The sequence below is a fragment of the bacterium genome (assembly GCA_035691305.1).
Taxonomy (GTDB): Bacteria; Sysuimicrobiota; Sysuimicrobiia; order Sysuimicrobiales; family Segetimicrobiaceae; genus DASSJF01.
The window spans coordinates 1-19,076 of record DASSJF010000050.1; the positions used below are offsets into that span (position 1 = coordinate 1).

At 69.8% G+C, this 19,076-nt stretch carries 20 protein-coding genes; 9 read left to right on the plus strand and 11 right to left on the minus strand.

What is annotated here, in order from left to right:
* The coding region (locus VFL28_08800; GenBank protein ID HET7264756.1) for a histidine kinase dimerization/phospho-acceptor domain-containing protein at positions 1 to 712 on the minus strand (712 nt) is incomplete at its 3' end.
* A gap of 104 nt (positions 713 to 816) precedes the next feature.
* Complete coding sequence (locus VFL28_08805) at positions 817 to 2,493, minus strand: PAS domain-containing protein (GenBank protein HET7264757.1); 1,677 nt, start codon at positions 2,491 to 2,493, stop codon at positions 817 to 819.
* Positions 2,494 to 2,747: 254 nt separating this feature from the next.
* On the opposite strand from VFL28_08805, the gene VFL28_08810 reads away from it, so the two are divergent.
* Positions 2,748 to 3,911, plus strand: coding sequence for a Xaa-Pro peptidase family protein (locus VFL28_08810; GenBank protein HET7264758.1), 1,164 nt, complete (start codon positions 2,748 to 2,750; stop codon positions 3,909 to 3,911).
* A 170-nt stretch (positions 3,912 to 4,081) separates the two neighbouring features.
* Positions 4,082 to 5,431, plus strand: coding sequence for an aspartate aminotransferase family protein (locus VFL28_08815; GenBank protein ID HET7264759.1), 1,350 nt, complete (start codon positions 4,082 to 4,084; stop codon positions 5,429 to 5,431).
* Positions 5,432 to 5,511: 80 nt separating this feature from the next.
* On the opposite strand, the gene VFL28_08820 is transcribed toward VFL28_08815, so the two are convergent.
* Positions 5,512 to 5,760: a hypothetical protein gene (locus tag VFL28_08820; GenBank protein HET7264760.1), complete on the minus strand. Its 249-nt coding sequence runs from the start codon at positions 5,758 to 5,760 to the stop codon at positions 5,512 to 5,514.
* A gap of 123 nt (positions 5,761 to 5,883) precedes the next feature.
* Here VFL28_08820 and VFL28_08825 point away from each other — a divergent pair, with 123 nt between their 5' ends.
* The 4 genes from VFL28_08825 to VFL28_08840 all read left to right on the plus strand — a co-directional run bounded on the left by VFL28_08825 (position 5,884) and on the right by VFL28_08840 (position 10,872).
* A complete protein-coding gene (locus VFL28_08825) occupies positions 5,884 to 6,873 on the plus strand; it encodes a tyrosine-type recombinase/integrase (GenBank protein HET7264761.1) in 990 nt (329 codons plus the stop codon).
* Positions 6,874 to 6,888: 15 nt separating this feature from the next.
* Positions 6,889 to 8,088 (plus strand): M20 family metallopeptidase, encoded by a 1,200-nt coding sequence (locus VFL28_08830; protein HET7264762.1) that lies wholly within the window; start codon positions 6,889 to 6,891, stop codon positions 8,086 to 8,088.
* Positions 8,089 to 8,150: 62 nt separating this feature from the next.
* The gene (locus VFL28_08835) at positions 8,151 to 9,554 is read left to right on the plus strand and encodes a DUF1800 domain-containing protein (protein HET7264763.1); all 1,404 of its coding nucleotides are present in this window, start codon (positions 8,151 to 8,153) and stop codon (positions 9,552 to 9,554) included.
* A gap of 28 nt (positions 9,555 to 9,582) precedes the next feature.
* Positions 9,583 to 10,872 carry a DUF1501 domain-containing protein gene (locus VFL28_08840; protein HET7264764.1) on the plus strand — a complete coding sequence of 430 codons (1,290 nt, stop codon included), beginning with the start codon at positions 9,583 to 9,585 and terminating at the stop codon, positions 10,870 to 10,872.
* A 74-nt stretch (positions 10,873 to 10,946) separates the two neighbouring features.
* Here VFL28_08840 and VFL28_08845 read toward each other — a convergent pair whose 3' ends face one another.
* The 4 genes from VFL28_08845 to VFL28_08860 are packed head-to-tail and all read right to left on the minus strand — an operon-like array spanning position 10,947 to position 12,556.
* A complete protein-coding gene (locus VFL28_08845) occupies positions 10,947 to 11,306 on the minus strand; it encodes a hypothetical protein (GenBank protein HET7264765.1) in 360 nt (119 codons plus the stop codon).
* Positions 11,307 to 11,335: 29 nt separating this feature from the next.
* The gene (locus tag VFL28_08850) at positions 11,336 to 11,848 is read right to left on the minus strand and encodes a hypothetical protein (protein ID HET7264766.1); all 513 of its coding nucleotides are present in this window, start codon (positions 11,846 to 11,848) and stop codon (positions 11,336 to 11,338) included.
* Between the two features lie 7 nt (positions 11,849 to 11,855).
* Entirely contained in the window at positions 11,856 to 12,320 is a 465-nt protein-coding gene (locus tag VFL28_08855; protein HET7264767.1) for a type II toxin-antitoxin system VapC family toxin, read from the minus strand.
* Positions 12,317 to 12,556, minus strand: a complete 240-nt coding sequence (locus VFL28_08860; protein ID HET7264768.1) for an AbrB/MazE/SpoVT family DNA-binding domain-containing protein — start codon at positions 12,554 to 12,556, stop codon at positions 12,317 to 12,319. Before VFL28_08860 ends, VFL28_08855 begins: the two co-directional genes overlap by 4 nt.
* A gap of 122 nt (positions 12,557 to 12,678) precedes the next feature.
* Between VFL28_08860 and VFL28_08865 the strand changes: the two genes are divergently transcribed.
* Complete coding sequence (locus VFL28_08865) at positions 12,679 to 13,551, plus strand: dihydrofolate reductase family protein (GenBank protein ID HET7264769.1); 873 nt, start codon at positions 12,679 to 12,681, stop codon at positions 13,549 to 13,551.
* Positions 13,552 to 13,573: 22 nt separating this feature from the next.
* A complete protein-coding gene (locus tag VFL28_08870; GenBank protein HET7264770.1) occupies positions 13,574 to 14,680 on the plus strand; it encodes a M20/M25/M40 family metallo-hydrolase in 1,107 nt (368 codons plus the stop codon).
* On the opposite strand, the gene paaD is transcribed toward VFL28_08870, so the two are convergent.
* From paaD to paaA, 4 genes are read right to left on the minus strand one after another with little or no spacing between them, the layout of a single operon-like run.
* Positions 14,677 to 15,159, minus strand: coding sequence for a 1,2-phenylacetyl-CoA epoxidase subunit PaaD (gene paaD, locus VFL28_08875; GenBank protein HET7264771.1), 483 nt, complete (start codon positions 15,157 to 15,159; stop codon positions 14,677 to 14,679). The genes VFL28_08870 and paaD overlap by 4 nt on opposite strands.
* Positions 15,156 to 15,995, minus strand: a complete 840-nt coding sequence (gene paaC / locus VFL28_08880) for a 1,2-phenylacetyl-CoA epoxidase subunit PaaC (protein ID HET7264772.1) — start codon at positions 15,993 to 15,995, stop codon at positions 15,156 to 15,158. Before paaC ends, paaD begins: the two co-directional genes overlap by 4 nt.
* A 2-nt stretch (positions 15,996 to 15,997) precedes the next feature.
* Positions 15,998 to 16,369, minus strand: coding sequence for a 1,2-phenylacetyl-CoA epoxidase subunit B (locus VFL28_08885; protein HET7264773.1), 372 nt, complete (start codon positions 16,367 to 16,369; stop codon positions 15,998 to 16,000).
* A complete protein-coding gene (gene paaA, locus VFL28_08890; GenBank protein ID HET7264774.1) occupies positions 16,366 to 17,310 on the minus strand; it encodes a 1,2-phenylacetyl-CoA epoxidase subunit PaaA in 945 nt (314 codons plus the stop codon). Before paaA ends, VFL28_08885 begins: the two co-directional genes overlap by 4 nt.
* Positions 17,311 to 17,524: 214 nt before the next feature.
* Here paaA and VFL28_08895 point away from each other — a divergent pair, with 214 nt between their 5' ends.
* Complete coding sequence (locus VFL28_08895) at positions 17,525 to 19,069, plus strand: hypothetical protein (protein HET7264775.1); 1,545 nt, start codon at positions 17,525 to 17,527, stop codon at positions 19,067 to 19,069.
* Positions 19,070 to 19,076 lie beyond the last annotated feature (7 nt).

Sequence of the window (19,076 nt, forward strand, 5' to 3'; positions counted from 1 at the left end):
CGATGTCGCGCAGGCGCAGCTGTTCCTGCATCAGCGACAGCGCGTGCGTCATGATCTCATTGACCGAAATCGGCTCGCGGCTGACCGGGGCCGTCCGCCCAAAGGTGCGGAGGTGCGAAATGATCTCCGTAGCCTTGCGTACCTGCGCGGTCGCCCGGTCGAGGTCTCGCGCGACGCGCTCCAGATCGACGTCGCGCTCGACGCCGCCGATCCGGATCTGGTCGATGACATTGCCGATGAACAGGCCGATGTTGTTGAGCGGGTTGTTCAGCTCGTGCGCGACCCCGGCCGTAAGCTCACCGAGCGTGGCGAGCTTGCCGGCCTGGACGAGCTGTTCTTGTTTGTCGCGCAGGTCCTGCTCGCGCCGCTGCATCTCGAGCGTCATCTCGTGCAGGTCGCTCATGATGTGGATCATCGCGCGCCGCGCCTGCCCGAGGCGGAGGTTGGACCGGTGCGAGTCCTGGAGGATGTGCAGCAGCGCGCGGCGGGAGTTGTCGAGCCGCTCCGTCTGCAGGCCGAGCCGCCGGCGGTCCTGCTCGTAGTCGACGAGAATGTGCAGCATGGCCTTGCGCTGGTCGCCGAGGCGGCGGTTCACGTCGTGCAGGTCCGCCATGATATGCAGCATCGCCCGGCGCTGCTCGTCGCGCTGGCGGAGCCGGCCTTCCAGGTCGGCGATCCGCTCGAGCAGGCGGACGTGCTCCGCCGGGGACACCGCCGGCGCCTGCCGGGCGGGCTTCCCGTTATTCCCGCCGACGGGGGCGCCCGCGGCGGGCGCCCCCGCAGGTGTTTCCGGAAGCCCAGGGCGCCTCTGCACGTCTACTGTTGCGACTCGCCCCGCAGGCGCTCCACTTCGCTCTGCCACCGCTCGACCTCTTTTTCGAGCGCGATCATCTTGATCTCGCGCCCGACGACGACCTCCTCGAACTTCTCGAGCTCGAGGATCTTCTCTTGAAGCTCGAGCTTCGATTTCTCGAGGTCGCGCACGACGCGCTCATAGGCGCGCATGTCGCGGAGGATGCCGATCACGCCGATGGCTTTCCCGTCGGAGTCGCGGAGGGCCGAGGCGTTGAGCGTGGTCGGGATGACTTCGCCGGTCGCGGACCGCGGGTTGAGGCGGACGTTGCGGATCACGCCGCGCTCGACGACCTCGCGCACCGCGGCGAGGAACTCCCGGGTCTCTTGAGGCGAGATGAACCGGGAGAGCGACTGCTCGATCACTTCGTCGCGGCGGAAGCCGAGCACTTCGGACACCGCGTCGTTGGTGTGGAGGATCTTGCCTTCGAGGTCGGAGACGAACACCGGGTCCGGGGCGTTCTTGATCAGGGCTTCCGCGTAGGCGCGCGCTTTGTCGAGCTCGCGCATGTCGCGGAGGATGCCGATCGCGCCGATGGCTTTCCCGTCGGAGTCGCGGAGGGCCGAGGCGTTGAGCGTGGTCGGGATGACTTCGCCGGTCGCGGACCGCGGGTTGAGGCGGACGTTGCGGATCACGCCGCGCTCGACGACCTCGCGCAACGCCGCGAGGAACTCGCGCGTTTCCTCGGGGGAGATGAACCGGGAGAGCGACTGCTCGATCACTTCGTCGCGGCGGAACCCGAGGAGCTGGGAGACCGCGTCGTTGGACTCTAAGATTTTGCCTTCGAGGTCGGAGACGAACACCGGGTCCGGGGCGTTCTTGATCAGGCTTTCCGCGTAGGCGCGGGCTTTGTCGAGCTCGCGCATGTCGCGGAGGATGCCGATCGCGCCGATGGCCTGGCCGTCGGAGTCGCGGAGGGCCGAGGCGTTGAGCGCGGTCGGAATGCCCTCGCCGGTCGCGCTCTTCGGGTTGAGGCGGACGTTGCGGATCACGCCCCGCTCGACGACCTCGCGCAGCACCGCGAGGAACTCGCGCGTTTCCTCGGGGGAGATGAACCGGGAGAGCGACTGCTCGATCACCTCGTCGCGGCGGAACCCGAGAAGCTGGGAGACGGCGTCGTTCGATTCGATGATCTTGCCTTCGAGGTCGGAGACGAACACCGGGTCCGGGGCGTTCTTGATCAGGGCTTCCGCGTAGGCGCGCGCCTTGCCGATCTCGCGCATGTCGCGGAGGATGCCGATCGCGCCGATGGCTTTCCCGTCGGAGTCGCGGAGGGCCGAGGCGTTGAGCGCGGTCGGAATGATCTCCCCGGTCGCGCTCTTCGGGTTGAGGCGGACGTTGCGCGTCACGCCCCGCTCGACGACCTCGCGCAACGCCGCGAGGAACTCGCGCGTTTCCTCGGGGGAGATGAACCGGGAGAGCGACTGCTCGATCACTTCGTCGCGGCGGAACCCGAGAAGCTGGGAGACCGCGTCGTTCGTCTGGAGAATGCGGCCTTCGAGGTCGGACACGAATACGGGATCGGGCGCGTTGCCGATGATGATGTTGGCGTCCAGCGCGCCCGTCGCCCTGGCGCCTTCCAGGCGCTCGGAAGCACGCGTCCCGGACAAGACTTCCGTGGACTGCCGCTTACGCTCCACGTGCGTCTCCCCCCAGTCGTCGTGGATTCGATCGTGGTGGCCGCGTCCTCGTGTTTGCCTTGCCCTCGGCATGTGTCGCCCGGCGCGGCCCATGGTGAAACGAGGCCCCTAGTTTTGGTAGTTTCCCAGGCCGCTCGGAGCCTAAACACCGGAAACTGTGGGGTCAAACAGGGCGTGACGAAGGACGGGCGTATCCCCCGGTGCGGCGGCGTCCCGCCGGAGGACCCGCCCGCGGTCCGCTCGAACGACGACGCATGATCCCTGCGGCGCCGTTTGATCTCGAGCGGCTGGCGCGCGTCGCGCGCGGGCAAGGGGTGGACGTCGTCCTGGCGAGCACGCGGCACAACGTCCGGTACCTCACCGGCGGCTACTATCTTCACTTCTTCGCGCGCGCGTCGCGCTTCGGCGGCGGCCAGTATCTCTCGTTCGTCGCCGTGCCCGCGGCGAGTCCGCAGTCCGCGTTCTACGTCGGCCGGCGCGACCAGATTCTCAACGAGCAGGACTACATCGACGCCTTCGGACCGTTCTGGATCGACGAGCGGCACTGGGTGCCGCGGGGGCCCAGTATGTCGCAGGACGCGGCGTGCGTGGCCGCCCGCGCGCTGCGCGCAGGCGGCCACGCGGCGGCCACCATCGCGATCGAATCCTCCTTCCTCCCCGCCGACGCCTACGACGCGCTGCGCCGCGAACTGCCCGAGGCGACGTTCGTCAACGCCGCCCCGCTCCTCGGCGAGCTGCGCGCCGTCAAGCAGCCGCGCGAACTGGAACGTCTCCGCGAGATCCACCGCCTCACGGCGGAGGTCATCCGTCGGGTCTTTCGGGAGAGCACGGCGACCGACACGACGCGGGAGATCTCGACGAAGATCCAGCGCCGTGTCGGCGAACGCGGCGCCGGCTTTCTCTACTCGCTGATCAACGTCGGGCCCGGACTGCTCCGCGCCCCGTCGTCCGAGCCCTGGGGACGTGGACGGCCGATGCACCTCGATGTGGGCGCCGAGCTGGACGAGTACGTCGCGGATGTCGCGCGCATGGGATCAGTCGGCGCGCCGCCGCAGGCGGCCGCGGCGTTGTTCGAGATCTGCAAGGCGGCGCAGTCCCGGGCGCGCGCGGCGGTTGGACCCGGCGTCGCCTGCGCTGAGGTCTGGCGGGTCGGGACGGAGGCGATTCGGACCGGACCGAGCGCGGAACGCGGCCGCTTCCTCGCCCACGGGCTCGGCATCGTGAGCCACGAGCCCCCCGTCGTCGCCGAGGGCGAGCGGCGGCCGCTCGAAACCGGGATGGTCGTGTCGATCGAAACCGAATTTCGCGACCCCGACGTCGGGCACATCAAGCTCGAAGACAGCGTCGTCGTCACCGAGGCCGGCTGCGAGGGGCTCGGCGATGTCGACCGGGGCTGGTGCGTCGCGGCGGACGCCTAACGCTTGGGGGCCGGCGCCCGCGGAGAGACCTCCTCACGCGGGTTATCACCGCAGGTCGCGCGCCGTTCGCGCGCCACACAGGGACCGTTTGGCCCGCAGAGAAGGAATGTCGCCGGCGAAGGACGCCGTGAGCCGGCCGGAGGAGTGGGGTGCCGGCAGAGGGAGCGTGCATGGCCACCACACGGGAACTGATCGCGCAGGATCAGCGCCACCTGATCCATCCGCTGCACCACCCGAGCGACCACCAGAATGCCGTGCTCATCGTGGAAGGCCGCGGTGCAATGCTCAAGGACGCGGAGGGCCGCGAGTACATCGACGGGTTGTCCAGCCTCTGGAACGTGAACATCGGCCACGGGCGGCCGGAGCTCGCCGAGGCGGCGTCGGAACAAATGCGGAAGCTCGCCTTCAACTCGAGCTATGTCGGCGCCGCCAACATCCCGTCCGTCAGGCTGGCCGAACGGCTCGTGCACCTGGCCTACCCGAGCTCGTCGGGCGTCTACTTCACGACCGCGGGCGCCGAATCCAACGAGTCGGCGTTCAAGACGGCCCGCTACTACTGGAAAGTGCGGGGCAAGCCGGACAAGGTCAAGATCATTTCCCGCGTGCACGGCTACCACGGTGTGACGATGGCCGCGATGAGCGCGACCGGGATGCCGGTTTTCCATAAAATGTTCGGACCCCTCGTGCCGAACTTCGTGCAGATTCCCGCGCCGTACGCCTACCGGTGGCCGACCGGTGGGGACGTCGCGGCGGAGGCCGCCGACGCGCTCGAGCAGGCGATCGTCCGCGAGGGGCCGGAGACGGTGGCCGCTTTAATTGCGGAACCGGTCCAGGGCGCCGGCGGCGTTATCGCCCCGCCGCCCGGCTATTTCCAGAAGGTCCGTGCTATCTGCACCAAGTACGACGTCCTGTTGATCGCCGACGAGGTAATCACCGGGTTCGGACGCACCGGCCGGTGGTTCGCGCTCGGCCACTGGAACGTCGAGCCGGACATCGTGTCTTTCGCGAAGGGTGTCACCAGCGCGTACCTGCCGCTCGGCGGTATCATCCTTTCCGAGCGGGTGCACGGCACGCTGCTCGAGGCGCCCGCCGACCAGAAGTTCATGCATGCCGCGACGTACTCCGGGCACCCGGTGTGCTGCGCCGTCGGCCTCGCGAACGTCGAGATCATGGAGCGCGAAAAGTTGCCCGAGCGCGCCGGCGTGATCGGGCGGCGGCTGCTGGCCGGACTTGAGACGCTGCGCGATCTCGCGCCGGTCGGCGACGTGCGCGGCCTCGGCCTGATGTGCGCGGTCGAACTGGTGGAGGACAAGAAGACGAAGAAACCCGCCCTCGGACTCGGCGGTAAAGTCGTGCGCGAAGCCCGCTCCCGCGGCCTGATCGCCCGCATCCGGGCGGGCTCGGCCGATCCCGCCGCCGGCGACACGATCTGCCTCGCGCCGCCCCTCATGACGCCGGAGGAGACGATCGACCGGATCCCGGGAATTCTCAGGGACTCCATTCTCGCTGCGACGCGCTGATCCATCGATCGATATGGGGCACGCGGGGCCCGGGAATTTCCGGGCCCCGCGTCATTTTTCCGCGCCGTCCGGCGTGGACGCTACGCCGATTCGCCGAGACGTCCGGGCCGTTTCTCCCGCGTGGGGCCCTGTGTCCGACCCGTGTACTCATGCCACGCCATGCGGGCGGCCGGGGAGAGTTTAGCGTAGTCCTGCGGGCACAGCAGGATGCGGCGCAGCGGGCCCTCCGTGCGGCCGCTCGCGATGTCCCCTTCGACGCGTGCGAACCAGCCCTTGGCGCCCGGCTTGTGCGGCTTACTACAGGACGCGCATTGCGCGGTTTCAGCCATGCCGGGGCCTTCGACAGGAGAAGCCCGCCGGACCTGCGAACCCCCCGTCGATCGCTTTGGTCTCGCCGTACGCACCGGACGGCATCGTCACAATAGTCGCAGCAGCGCGCCCGGAGGTTATCGATGCCCGCACGCCGCCGGCTCAAGTCTCCGGTTCCGTCGACGCACCCCCTGCTCCTCGAATGGTGGACCGATCTCGAGGGGGCCGGGCGGTCCGTCAACACACGTCTCGCGTACGTCCGGGACGTCGCCGAGTTTGCCGCGTACGTGGAGGGCGGCCTCGACGGCGCGCGGCCCGACGATCTGCTGCGCTTTACCCGCCGGATGACCGAGGCCGGGCTGTCCACGGCGACCCGTGCGCGGAAGATCACCGCGCTGCGACAGTTCTACGAATGGCTGCGGCGCCGTCGGCGGCAGCCGTTTTCCGTCGCCCTCGATCTGCGGCCGCCGCGCCGGACAAAGCGCGTGCATCGCTGGTGGACGGAGGAGCAGGTCGCGCGGTTCCGGGCGGCGTTTGACGGCGATCAGCCGAAGGTGCTGCGCGACCGCGCCATGGCGGAACTCGGTCTCATGGGGTTGCGTGTCAGCGAGGTAACCCGTCTCGACATCGAGCGCGTCCTCTCGCTTGCGGATCCGGAGCGCGCTGCGATTGTGGTGTGGCGCAAGGGCGGCAAGGAGCAGGTGCTGCCGCTCACCGCCGACGCGCGGGCCGCGCTGGCCCGCTGGATCGCCGTGCGTCCGACCGTGCCGACGACCGCGCTGTTCTTCCGGATGCCCTTTCAGCCGCGGCGCGGGCGCCTCCACTACGCCAGCGTGGAGAAGATCTTCAAGCACTACGCCGCGAAGGCGCGCGTGCCGATTCCGGAGGGCATCGCCTTCCACCACCTCCGCCACACCGCCGGGCAGCAGATGGCGAACGTCGGCCTCGGCATTGAGGAGGCCCAGCGGTTGCTCGGTCACGAGAGCCCGGTGACGACGCAGGTCTACTACGAAGTCAGCGACGCGCGCCTCAGGCAGGCGGCGCGCCGTCTACGCTACGGCGATGCCCGCGTATCCCGCGGGCCGACCCCGCCCCCTCGGGCCGTCGCGGGGTCCCGGCGGCCGGGGCGCTAGGAGCGGAGGGACACGATGAGCGTGAGTCAGGTCGACGCCAAGTCGCTGAAGACGCGCGCGCTCGCCGCGCTCGACGCCGTCGCCGCGGAGGCGCGCGAGCTCGCGCTGCGGATCCACGCGCATCCCGAGGTCGGCTTCGAGGAGCGTCAGGCGGCGGCGTGGGTGAGCGAAGCGCTGGAGCGCCACGGCTACCGCGTCGAGCGCGGGGTGGCCGACATCGAGACGGCGATCGTGGCCCGCGCCGAAGGCCGCGGGCCTGGCCCGACGGTGGGACTCATCGCCGAGTACGACGCGCTCTCGGGGCTCGGCCACGCCTGCGGCCACAACCTCATGGCCGCGGGGATGATGGCCGCGGCCGCCGCACTGCGGACGGTCCTGCCGGAGCTGCCGGGGACGGTCGCCTACTACGGCACGCCGGCCGAAGAAGGCGGCGGCGGCAAGGTTCTGATGCTCGAGCGCGGAGCCTTTGAGGGCCTCGACGTCGCCCTCCAGTATCACGCCGGGGCCGACGTGTCGGTGGCCACGGGCTGCCTCGCCGTGCAGGGCATCCGCGTCGGGTTCACGGGAAAGCCTTCGCACGCCGCGGCCGGCCCGTGGAACGGGATCAATGCCCTGGACGCCGTGATCCTGTTGTTCAACAGCATCGGGGCGCTCAGGCAGCAGACGCGGCCGGACGCGCGCATCCACGGGATCATCCGGGACGGCGGGCAGGCGGTCAACATCATTCCGGAGCGGGCCGCCGCGGAGTTCGGCGTGCGCGCCGCGGACGGCGAATACGTCGGCGATCTCGCGGAGCGTGTGGAAGCGTGCGCCCGCGCGGCGGCCGAGGCGACCGGCGCCCGCGTCGACATGTCCCGCGGGGTCTTTTTCGATTCCCTCCGTTACAACCCGGCGCTGGGCGGCGTCGTGCGCGACAACGCGGCGGCGCTGGGATTCGAGATGAAAGAACGCTTCGTCGGCGCCTCGACGGATCTCGGCAACCTGAGCCAGGCCGTGCCCACTGTCAGTTACACGCTGCCGACGTGTCCCCCGGGCGTCGGGATGCATACGCGCGAGGCGCTGGAGGCGGGCAAGGCGGAGATCGGTCTCGCCGGAATGCTGAACGACGCCAAGGTCATGGTGATGTCGGCGATCGACCTGCTGGCTTCGCCCGACGCGCTCGAGCGGGTGCGCGCCGACTTCCTGGGGAACTCGGGCCGCGCTCCCCGCGCTTAAGAAGGCAGCCGTGCCGCAGGCGCCATGGCGGCGCGGGGCCCTTTGAAGGGGGAGGTTTAGCGATGCCCGGGGTTCTCGACCCGTTTGTCCCCTCGGCCGGCGATCCGTGGGACGCGCGCAAGGCGGCGCATCTCCTGCGCCGCGCGGGGTTCGGTCCGCTGCCCGAGGAGGTGGACCGCGCCGTGGCCGCCGGATGCGACCGCACCGTTGACGCGCTCTTCGCGTTTCCCCCGGAGCCGTCGCCGCCCGCCGTCTTCGACGACGTGCGCGGCGCCGAGCGGCAGCTGGAGTCGGCGCTGGAGACGCTGCGCGCGACCAGGCAGCCGATCAACCTCAAGACCCACCCCGAGCTTCGTGACCTCTACCGGGAGGCCGGCCGCCAGCACGGGCGCGCGGTCGTGACGCTGGCCGGCTGGTGGCTCAACCGGATGGCGACGTCCCCCGCTCCGCTTCAGGAGAAGCTCGTGCTCTTCTGGCACGGTCACTTCACCAGTTCGTTCGGCGACGTGCACGACGCGATCGCGATGTTCAACCAGAACCAGCTGTTCCGACGCCACGCCGCCGGCAACTTCGCGCGGCTGCTCGACGGCGTGGCCCGCGACCCGGCGATGCTGCGGTACCTCAACAACGACGTGAACCGGAGAGGCCACCCCAACGAGAACTGGGCGCGCGAGCTCATGGAGCTGTTTACGATGGGGATCGGCCACTACGCCGAGGACGACGTGAAGGAATCCGCGCGGGCATGGACGGGCTGGACGCTACGCGACTTTCGCACCGGCGACGACCGGCGCGTCTTCGCGTTCAAGCCGATGATGCACGACGACGGATCGAAGATGTTTCTCGGGCAGGCCGGGCCGTGGGACGGCACCGACATCCTGCGCATCATCCTCGCGCAGGACGCCACGCCGCGGTGGATCGCCGGCAAACTGGCGGCGTTCTTCGTCTCCCCCACTCCCAACCCGCCGCTCGTGGACGCCATGGGGCGCCGGCTGCGCGCCTCGGCCTACGATCTGGCGCCGATGCTGAAGACTCTCTTCCGGTCGCGGGCGTTCTACCAGCCGGACGTGATGCTGACGCAGGTGAAGGGGCCGGTCGAGTTCGCGGTCGGCGCGGTCCGCCACCTGGGCATCAACGCGCCCGACTGGGTGCGCGTCTTCCAGGCGGCGGGCGTGATGGGACAGCGCCTCTTCTTCCCGCCGAACGTGGCGGGCTGGCACGGCGGCACCGCGTGGATCAACGCCGGAACGGTCTTCGCCCGCACCGACCTGGCCGCGGGTCTCATCTCCGGCCGTCTCGGGCCGGTCGACGACGCGGCGTTCCCGACGCTCGACGCGACCGTTGCCAGGTTGTTGGCGCGGCCGCTCGCGCCCCACCGGCACGGCACGCTCGCGCTCGCGACGGACGGACGGCCGTCCCGGACGGCCGTCCATCTCGTGATGAGCCTGCCGGAGTATTTCGTCGCCTGACGACTGGGAAGAAAGGGAGAAACGAATCATGCGAACCATGAACACGCGGCGCGAGTTCCTCACGAAGGGCCTCACGATTCTGGCTGCCGGCGCGACCGCGCCGATGTTCCTCACGCGGACGGCGCTCGCCCTCAACGACCCGTGGGACCTGGCCCTCACGGCGGCCGCGGCCGGCCGGCCCGACTGGCCGACGCTGGTGGTGATCCAGCTCGGCGGGGGCAACGACGGCCTGAACACGGTGGTGCCGTTCGTGCACGACGAGTACTACCGGGCACGGCCCAAGCTCGCGGTGCCGCAGCAGAAGGTCCTCCGGCTGACCGACGAGGTAGGCCTGCACCCGGCGCTCGCGGCGATCAAGAGCGCCTACGACGACGGGCGGGTCGCGGTCGTGCAGGGCGTCGGCTACCCGAACCCCAACCGCAGCCACTTTCGGTCGATGGAGATCTGGCAGACGGCCGATCCCGCCGGCACCGGCCCGAAGACCGGCTGGCTGGGCCGCCTCTTCGACAGCGAATGTCCCGACTGCGGCTCGAACGCCGGCATGACACTGTCCGCGGAGATGCCGCTGGCGATGCAGGGCGAAACGTCCAAGGTCGTTGCCGTCGACGATATCTCGCGGTTCGGCTTTCACCCGGTCCAGGGCGGCGGCGCCGCGGAAGCCGACGCCTTTCGCCGCCTCATTCAGCCGGTGCCCGGCGAGGAGCCGCTGGTGGACTTCCTCACGCACACCGAGATGAACGCGATGCTGGCCGCCGCCGACCTCAACAAGCTGGCCGGCCGGCTCGCGCAGGACGCGGGCTCGGGCTATCCTCGGGACCCGTTCGCGCAGAAGTTGCGGATTGTCGCCGAGTTGATCGCCGCCGGCTCGCCGACGCGGGTCTACTACGTGGGGCTCGGCGGCTTCGACACGCATGTGACGCAGACGGGGCGCCACGACCGGCTGCTCGAGTCGATGGGCGCGGCGCTCGGCGCGTTCCTCGGCGACCTCAAGACGAAGGGTATCCAAGATCAAGTGCTGCTCATGACCTTTTCGGAGTTCGGGCGACGCGTCGCGGAGAACGCCTCCGGCGGCACCGACCACGGCACGGCCGCGCCGATGCTGCTCGTCGGCAGCCAGGTCAAACCCGGCGTGCACGGCGTGCACCCGAGCCTGACCGACCTCGACCAGGGGGACCTGAAGTACCAGGTCGACTTCCGCAGCGTCTATAGCACGGTGCTCGAGCAGTGGCTGGGGGTGCGGAGCGCCCCGATTCTCGGCGGCAAGTTCAACCCGGTGGATGTGATCAAGCCGCACGTCGCGGTGTCGGCCGGGGGGTAAACTTCTGCTCGAAATCAAACGGGTACGCATACCGGCTGATCCAACGCGCCACTGCACCCAAGAAGGTACGGGGGCTACGGCAGTTTTTCCGCGATTCGCCCCGTGAACTCCGCGAGCAAAAACGGCTTGATGCCGTCCGGCCCCGTCATGCGGACGGTGAGCGGTCCCCGCGCGGCTTCGAACTCGACCGCAAAGGTGATGCACGGGCAGCAGAGGCGCTCGAGCGTGATCCATTCGGTGACGGCAAGCGCCAGGGCGGCATCGCCGGGGGCGCCGGGCGCGGTCGCGGATCCCGAGGGGAACCGAAGGCGGAAGCCGTCGGGCAGTTCGTCGGCCTGCCGGCACGCGTCGAAGACCTGACGCACGAGGCCGCGGAGCCGTTCGCGCTGCTCCGGCGTGAACACGGTCAAGTCGCAGGCTAACGTAGGCGGCATCGCTACCCCAGCAACGCGACGGGGGACGGTTATTCCGGCGGCGCGGTCGACCGCGCCGCCGCGTTTGCCGCGGCGACGAGCGCGTTGCGGAGTGCGCCCACGATCTCGAGGATGCCGTTGCCGAGAATCAGCGCTTTGCTGCCGGGGATGTCGTGGCCGGGCAGCGTGACGAGGTACGGCGGCGCGTGCGGCGGCAGCGGCGGCAGCGGTTCGAAGGCCTCTCGCGTGAGCGCGGACGCCGCCTTCTCGAGCGCGGCCAGCCGGTCTGCCAGCGCGGACGGCGCGTCGTCGGACGCGGAGCCGGGCGGCGCGGCGCCGTCCGGCAGGACGGCCGGCAACAGCCGGCGGGCCTCCCGGAACGTCCGGCCGAGGTCGGCGAAGACGGCGCGCACCTCGTCGTCGTAAGAACGCCCGACGCCGGTGCGCGGATAGTCGGGGCGCGCCTTCTTCAGCGGTTCGTACTGGGACAGCCGGCGGAGGTCGTGTGCCCGAGCCTCGAGCACCTCGAGAGTCTTCCAGAATTCGATGGCGTCCGCGTCCATGTTGGACTTAATCCGCTGTTCGCGTTTCAGGATCGACCACAGCCAGCCTTGGGAAATAGGTCCGGTAGTATCCTCGGTCGCGGGTCAGCAGCCGGCTCGCCTGAACCATCGCGTGGCCCCCGATGAGGAAGTCGGTGATCACACGGCGCCGCGGGACGATCGCGCGGCGGCAATGAGGGCACCGGTCCCGGGGCTGCTCCTTGGCGCGCCGCCGGTAACGCTTCCAGGCGTCGCCGGCGCTTACCAGCGATTCCGGTTCGAAGCCGGTCATTTGGACTCCGGCGTCGCCGAGAAACCGATCGAGGTCGCCGGCGTGCGCGAAGTGCGCCGTGAGTTCCGCGTACACGACCGGGCAGATGACAACAGGGCCGCTTCGCGCGGCCGACAGCAATGCTGTGCGGGACGCGTCTGCGTGCTCCGGATCGTCGAGGAGCAGATCAAACAAGACGTTCGAATCGACGGCGACTGTCATTTGCCCCGCAGGGTTTCGATGACGACATCCGTCCTCGCTGCCTTGCCGCCGCGCTTTAGAAACCCGCGCCACCGATCAAGGGCCGTGCCGGTGACGCGCTTCCGTAGAATTATCGCGCCGCTCCGAACTTCGAAATCCACTTGTGCCCCAGGCCCCAGGGCCAGGGCGTCCCTTGCCGCTTTCGGCAGAGTAATTTGTCCCTTTCGCGTCACGGTTGCCACAGGCGGCGTCACCATCCGCAATTGTAATGCAAACCGGGTAATGCGTCAAGAGTAATGCCGCATTGCGTTCATGATATCGTCCGCAGTCTACGGCGGCGGGTGGGGAAAACGCGCGCCGTTCGGGAACCCATCTCGCTGTGAACGTGAGCGGCGCCGGCTGGAAGCGCACCCTCTCTCTGCCCTCTTCGGTCAGGCTGGTCTGGCACGCCTCGGAGCCGTTTCCGCGCGACGTGCCGCTGGACGAATTCTACGGGCGCATCGAGGTGCCGCCGGGGCCGGACGGCCTCCCGCCCATCATCGCCAACATGGTGATGACCCAGAACGGCGAGGCGACGATCGACGGCAAGGCGGCGCCGATCGGCACGCCGGTGGACCGGTTCGTCCTGGGCCGCCTGCGGACGTCGGCGGATGTGCTGCTCTCCGGCGCCGGCACGATGCTCGCCGAGGACCTCTCGGCGCTCGTGCCCGAAGGGGACCTGGCGCGCCGGACCGCGGCGGGACGCCCCGCTCGCCTGCTGGCCGCGCTCGTCGCCACGGGCGTCGCGTGGAGCGACGACGTGCTGGCCAAGAAGTTTTTCACCGACCCGCGCTTCGACCGGCTGATCATCACCGGCGACCGGCCCAGCCCGGAGCAGGTCCGGCGGCTCGAAGCGCGCGGCGTGGAAGTGCTGCGCGTCGAAGCGGGACCGGACGGGCGCCCGCGGACGCGCGCGGCGGTCGGCGCGCTCGGCGCGCGCGGCGCGCGTCTCGTGCTGACGGAGGGCGGGCCGCGGGTGCTCGCGTCGCTCATGCGCGAGCGCCTCGTTGTCGACTACTTCCTGACGACGAGCCCGCTCGTCACCGGCGAGCCAAAGGCGCAGATGCCGGTCGCGGCGCACGTCACCGCCGGCGGCCGCCCGCTGCTGCTGTCGCGCCGGAGCCGCCACGAATACGCCTTTCGAGACCCGGAAACGGGCGCGCCGCTGATCGAGGCGTACGACCGGTTTCGTGTCGTGTATCCGCGGGTGTGACGAAGGGGGGCAATCGATTCGCATGGAGATGGCGACGTACCTCGAACGGACCGTCTGCGACCTGGTGGCGATCCGCAGCGTGACCGGAGAAGAAGCGGCGATCTCGCAGTACATCCACGACTCGCTCGCGCGCGCGGGCGTCGGCGTGGAGCGCGACGCGGAGGGCAACGTCACGGCCGAAGTCGGGTCCGGCGACCGGCTGCTGGTTGTGAACGGGCATATGGACACGGTCCCGCCGGTGGACGGCTGGACCCAGGACCCCTTCTCCCCGCGGGTGGAGAACGGCCGGATCATCGGGCTCGGCGCGTCCGACATGAAGGCGGGGCTCGCGTGCATGATGTGGCTTGCTCAGCATGTGCGGCCCAAGGTGCGAACGTGGTTCGCGTTCACGAACAACGAGGAAGGCGGCGCCGTCACGCCGCGCAACGGCGTGCGCCGGCTGATCGGCCGCGTCTCTCCGGACTACGCGATCACGACCGAGCCGTCGTACGACGAGACGAAGAAGCGCCTGTCGATCGGCGTCGGCTGTCAGGGCCGCGCGATCGGGCATCTCGTCGTGATCGGCCGAAGCGGCCACTCGTCGGACTGGCGGCGCGCAGACAACGCGATCTACCGCGGCGTGGACGTCATCAGGCGCATCGCCGAGACGGCGTCCCGCCACAAGGGCGTGGAGGTCGCGCCCGGGGTGCAGAGCGTCCCGTCCCTTTCGGTGGTCGCCGCGCGGGCGGGCATCGCCACCAACATCATTCCGGATCGGCTCCGGCTGACCGTGGACCGGCGGCTCGCCCCGGGCGAGGACTACGGGACGTTCGAAGGCGAGCTGCGCGGCTCGATCGACGGCACCGCGCACGAGCTCGAGATCGAGAAACTCTGTCTGCCGACGCTCGCGGACCGCAAGGGCCGCACGCTCGCCGTGGCGATCGCCGCCCTGGACCGCCTCCAGGGCGAGGCGCCGCTGCAGTTCTCGCAGGGACGGCAGGATCTATCGATCTTCGCCGAGCGCACCCGCGACTTCGTCAACCTTGGTCCCGGCTCGTCGGGGCAGGCGCACAATGCGGGCGAACACGCGACGGTCGCCGGGATGGTGGCCGCGGCGACCGTGTTGAAAGCCGTGATCGAAGGGATCTAGGGCTCGGCGGGCGGCTTGAAGCGCTCGAACGGATTGCGGCAGTGCCGGCAGACGTAGGTGGATCGGCACAGGGTCGGACCGAACAAACTCGCGACCTCGACGTCGTGCGATCCGCAATACGGGCAGACCGGCGGCTCCGCGAAGCGGCAGGACGGGACGGACAGTCCGTGTGCGGCGAGGCGCTCGCGGCCTCGGGCCGTCATCCGTTCGAGCGTCCACGGTTCGTCGTAGGTATACTCCACCGAGACGTCGCGGACGCCCGGGATGGCGAGCAGCCCGTCGCGGATGCGGCCGCGGATCACGGCGAGCGCCGGGCACGCGGTCCACGTCGGGACGAGGCGGACGCTCACACGGGCGCCGGCCTCCACGCGGACGTCCCGGACGAGGCCCAGGTCGGTGATCGCGATCGGAAGCTCCGGGTCCTCGACGGTCGCAAGGACGTCCCAGGCCGCCTCCTCGAGCGACGTGACGGCAGTCACCAGTGCGCCTCTGGATCCGACCGCCAGACTTCCGTCATCTCCGCGTGCATCCGGGTCAGCGCCGACGTGTGGATCCCGCGCCGGCCTCCCTCGGCCGCGGCCCCCTTCGGAATCGTGAGGCCGAGCGGCTCGAAGACGGCGCGGACGGCCGCCTCCCACGTTTCACGCTGCCGGGCCGGCGGCTCTTCCAGTAATCCGGCCTTCAGCAGAACGCCGTCCACCTCGGTGCTTTCGAAGAACCCCAGCGCAAACGTCCACGCCGAGTCGAGCGCCGCCTGCACGCGCGCCCGTGCCTCCGTCGACACCGCGTCCGGCGATGCCGGCGCATCCCGCCGACTGGTCCCCGAAGGGGGAGCCGGCGCCCACGCCAGCCGCTCAAGCCACGTTGCGGCGAACAGCGCGTGGTAGCGTTCCTCCCGCCCGAGCGTCGCGGCGAGTCCCGCGACGGGCTCCTGCCCCGACCTCGCCAGGAGGCCGAGGCGCTGTTGTTCGAACGCTTCGTACAGGACCAAGCGGACGATCGTGAACTCCCATCCGCCGTTCGGCTGCTCGAGTAAGACCGCGTTGCGATAATCTGCCGGCGCGCGTCCGAACGCCAGCCGGTCCGCGCCGCCGGCTTCGTCGCCGGCGATCTGCTCGTAGAACAGCCGCGCGTGGCCCATCTCTTCCTGGGCGATGCTGCTCATTGCGACATCGCTCTCGATGTCGGGGCCGACACCGGTCCACTCCGAGTGGCGGTGGCCGATGGCCAATTCGTCGTCCGCCACCCGCAGCAGCCACTCGCGGAACGCCGCGCGGACCGCCGGGTCGGTGATCGCCGCCAGCTGTGCCGGCACGGCTACCGCTCGTCCTCGGTGGGCGCGATGTGGTATCCGCCCCGGTACGCCCGCTGCAGCTGCCGGTAGGACCCGCCGAAGCGGTAGCTCTTGTCCGTGACGGGCGCGAACATCTCCGCGGCGTCCTCCGCGGTCGCGCGGATGTCGCGTGCCGGCACGACCCACAGGCTGACGCAGGGGTCGCGCCGCGCGTAGTTCTCCTTGGCCAGCAGCAGCGCCATCTCGGCGTCGGGCGCGTGCACGTCGCCGGCGTACACGTGCGGATCCCGCCGGCGCGCCTGGATGAAGACGGCCCAGACGTCCACGGGCGCGCCCAGCGTCCGCACCCACGATGCGGCCGGTTTGGACGGCGCCGGGGCCCGAGGACCGCTCATGCGGCCGCGGAGCTCCACTTGCCCAGCGCTTCGCGGACCCATGCGTGCTGGCGGTAAAACGACTGTCGCAGCGCCAGCCGCTCCGCGCTCTTCGGGCCTCCGTTGCGGCCGACACGCTTCAGTTCTTCCCAGTCGGGTTCCGTGTACGCGTAGCGCTGCTCGGGTTCTACCCAGCGCATCGCCGGGTCGGGAACTTGAAGCCCGTACTCGAGAATGACCGGGATGAACCGCCTCAGAAACTGCTGCCGCAGCTCCTCGTTGGACTTCACCTTGAGCCGCCAGGCCAGCATCGTTTCGGTGTGCGGCGACACCTTGTCCGGCATCCCGAAGAAGTGCATGATCGGCGTCCACCAGCGGTTGAGCGCGCCCTGCAGCATCGCGCGCTGCGCGGGAGTGCCCTCGGCGAGTACGCGCCATACGTCCAGCCCCAGCTGGATGTGGAAGTCCTCCTCGTAACAGATCCGCTTCAGCACGCGGGAGTACGGTGCGTACGAGCAGGAGCGCAGCGCCCCCTGCGTCTGCATCGCGGCCCCGTCGACGAACACCTGGATGATCGCCACGTCTGCCCAGGTGTCTGCCGGGTAGTGGAAGACGTTGTGGAACCGCGCCTTGCCCTCGACGAGCTCCGCGTACATCTCCTCCCGCGGCCGCCCGAGCGTTTCCGCGACGCGGTACAGCAGCATGCCGTGACCCACCTCGTCCTGAACCTTGGCGGTGAGCGCCATCTTGCGTGCGAGCGTCGGAGCGCGAGGTATCCACTCGCGCTCCGGCAGCGCGCCCATGATCTCCGAGTTGGCGTGCATCTGAATCAGGCGCTGCGCCTCGAAACAGTACTGCCGCGGCATCCACTCCCCGGCCTCGATCTGATCGCCGGAGGCGATGCGGGCGTTGAAGCGGGCGATGAGCTCCGGATCTTCTTGGAGAGGGGCGACGGTCGACACGCTGAACGCTCCCTTTTCGTTACGTGACATTCCACCAACGTAAGCGGAGATTCGTCACAAATGATCTTAGGAGCGTCGGCGGGCGCTGTCAAGGCGAGTGCGGTGGTCGCGCCGCGCTCGACTTTCGGCCGGATCGATGTCCGTTTTCCGCGAGTGTACGGGCATACTAGGGAGATACATGGCCGATTCTCTGGTATTCTCCGCTAAGCCCCCGATGTCCGCCGGCCCTACGGACGAGGGCGCGACCCACGCCGCCACGTCCGGCCGCCGTCGCGCCCCGATGTGGTCGACGCTCGTTCGAATCCTCATTCTCTCGACCCTCATTCCGGCGACGTGGCTCGGCATCATCACCGTTCCTCCCGCCGGCGCCGTCGCGACGATCGGAGTGCTCGCGGCCTACGTGGTCGTGCTCGGCGTCGGGCAGAGACGCGTGCCGATCCTCCGGCGGCCCGATCTGATCCTCGTACTGGACCTCACGGTCATTACGGCGCTGCTCGTGCTCTCGGGCAGTCTCAACAGTCCGTTCCTGTACCTGTACTACCTCGCCATTTTGGAGGCGGCGGTGACGCTGGACCTTCGCCAGTCGCTGGCTGCCGCCATCGCGACGGCCGGTCTCCTCGTGCTGCTCTGGACGGCGGGCGGGCAGGCCGCGACGTTCACGACGGCCGGCTTTCAATTGGGCGCGTTCATGGCCGGTGCGTTTCTGCTCGCGCTGGTGCTCGGCATGGTCGCCCAAGAGCACAAGGCGAGCCTGCAGCGGGCCCGCTGGACCCTCGAACTGGACCGCAGATTGGCGGAGGCGACGCGCGAGCTGAAGGAGCGGGTCGACGAGCTCGAGACGTACAACGGGATCGCGCGGCAGTTGAGCGGCGAACTGCGCCTCGAGAGCGTCATGGACGCGCTGCTGGCGGCCTTTCGCAAGCTCGTCGGCGCCGAGCATGGCGTCGGCCATGTGGTGACGGAAGCCGGGGCCCTCCACGCGGCCGTTTCGCACGGCACGCCGCCGCGGGAGACCAAGGGCCTCATCCTGCCCGCGGTCGCGGACGGCAGCGACGTCCTGATCGAGGCGCGGGGTCCGGCCGATCAGCCCGCCGGATGGTGGTGCTCATCCGCGCTCGTCCGCTCCGGGCAGCCGCGGGCGTGGTTGAGCGCCTATCGGGAGACACCGTTCGACCTATCGGACGCGGTCCGCCGCCGTGTCCAAGGCCTCGCCACCCAGAGTGTGGCGGCCGTCGAGGCGGCCCGGCTGCACGAGGAAGTACAGCGCATGATCCGGACCGACCCGACCCGCGCGCTCTGTCCGTGGCCGACCTTTGAGCAGCTGGTGCGCGACGAGATCGACCGCTGCCGCTCGCTGGTTCTCGTTTTCTCGATCGCCGAGGTGCAGCTCGAGGATTATGCCTCGTCCCGGACCGAGGCACAGGACCGCGACCTCGCACTGCGCCGCGCGGTCAACTTGCTGCGGGCGCCGCTGCGGCGAGTGGACATTCTCTCCTACGACGGCGCCGGCCGGTTCGCGATGCTCCTGCCGCGCGTGGCCAAGGTTCGCGCGATCGAGCAGACGCAGGAACTCGTCTCACGGCTCGAGCGCGACGACGTCGCGGCGCGCCTGTTCATGGTGAGCCGCCTCGCGCTGAGCGCCGGGGTCGTCTCGTTTCCCGAAGACGGCACGACGCCGTCCGACCTGATGGCCGGCCTGGAGGGGATGCTCGTGCTCGGCCCCCGGACCCCGGCGGACGTCCGGACGCTCGCGACCTAACCCACCG

Bases quoted from the DNA above. Each gene is read 5' to 3' on its own strand.
- VFL28_08815 (HET7264759.1), top strand. From the start codon at position 4,082: ATGGCCACCACACGGGAACTGATCGCGCAGGATCAGCGCCACCTGATC.
- VFL28_08840 (HET7264764.1), top strand. From the start codon at position 9,583: ATGCGAACCATGAACACGCGGCGCGAGTTCCTCACGAAGGGCCTCACG.
- VFL28_08855 (HET7264767.1), bottom strand. From the start codon at position 12,320: ATGACAGTCGCCGTCGATTCGAACGTCTTGTTTGATCTGCTCCTCGAC.
- VFL28_08885 (HET7264773.1), bottom strand. From the start codon at position 16,369: ATGAGCGGTCCTCGGGCCCCGGCGCCGTCCAAACCGGCCGCATCGTGG.
- VFL28_08850 (HET7264766.1), bottom strand. From the start codon at position 11,848: ATGGACGCGGACGCCATCGAATTCTGGAAGACTCTCGAGGTGCTCGAG.
- VFL28_08825 (HET7264761.1), top strand. From the start codon at position 5,884: ATGCCCGCACGCCGCCGGCTCAAGTCTCCGGTTCCGTCGACGCACCCC.
- VFL28_08820 (HET7264760.1), bottom strand. From the start codon at position 5,760: ATGGCTGAAACCGCGCAATGCGCGTCCTGTAGTAAGCCGCACAAGCCG.
- VFL28_08870 (HET7264770.1), top strand. From the start codon at position 13,574: ATGGAGATGGCGACGTACCTCGAACGGACCGTCTGCGACCTGGTGGCG.
- VFL28_08895 (HET7264775.1), top strand. From the start codon at position 17,525: ATGTCCGCCGGCCCTACGGACGAGGGCGCGACCCACGCCGCCACGTCC.
- VFL28_08835 (HET7264763.1), top strand. From the start codon at position 8,151: ATGCCCGGGGTTCTCGACCCGTTTGTCCCCTCGGCCGGCGATCCGTGG.
- VFL28_08860 (HET7264768.1), bottom strand. From the start codon at position 12,556: ATGGTGACGCCGCCTGTGGCAACCGTGACGCGAAAGGGACAAATTACT.
- VFL28_08845 (HET7264765.1), bottom strand. From the start codon at position 11,306: ATGCCGCCTACGTTAGCCTGCGACTTGACCGTGTTCACGCCGGAGCAG.
- VFL28_08810 (HET7264758.1), top strand. From the start codon at position 2,748: ATGATCCCTGCGGCGCCGTTTGATCTCGAGCGGCTGGCGCGCGTCGCG.
- VFL28_08830 (HET7264762.1), top strand. From the start codon at position 6,889: ATGAGCGTGAGTCAGGTCGACGCCAAGTCGCTGAAGACGCGCGCGCTC.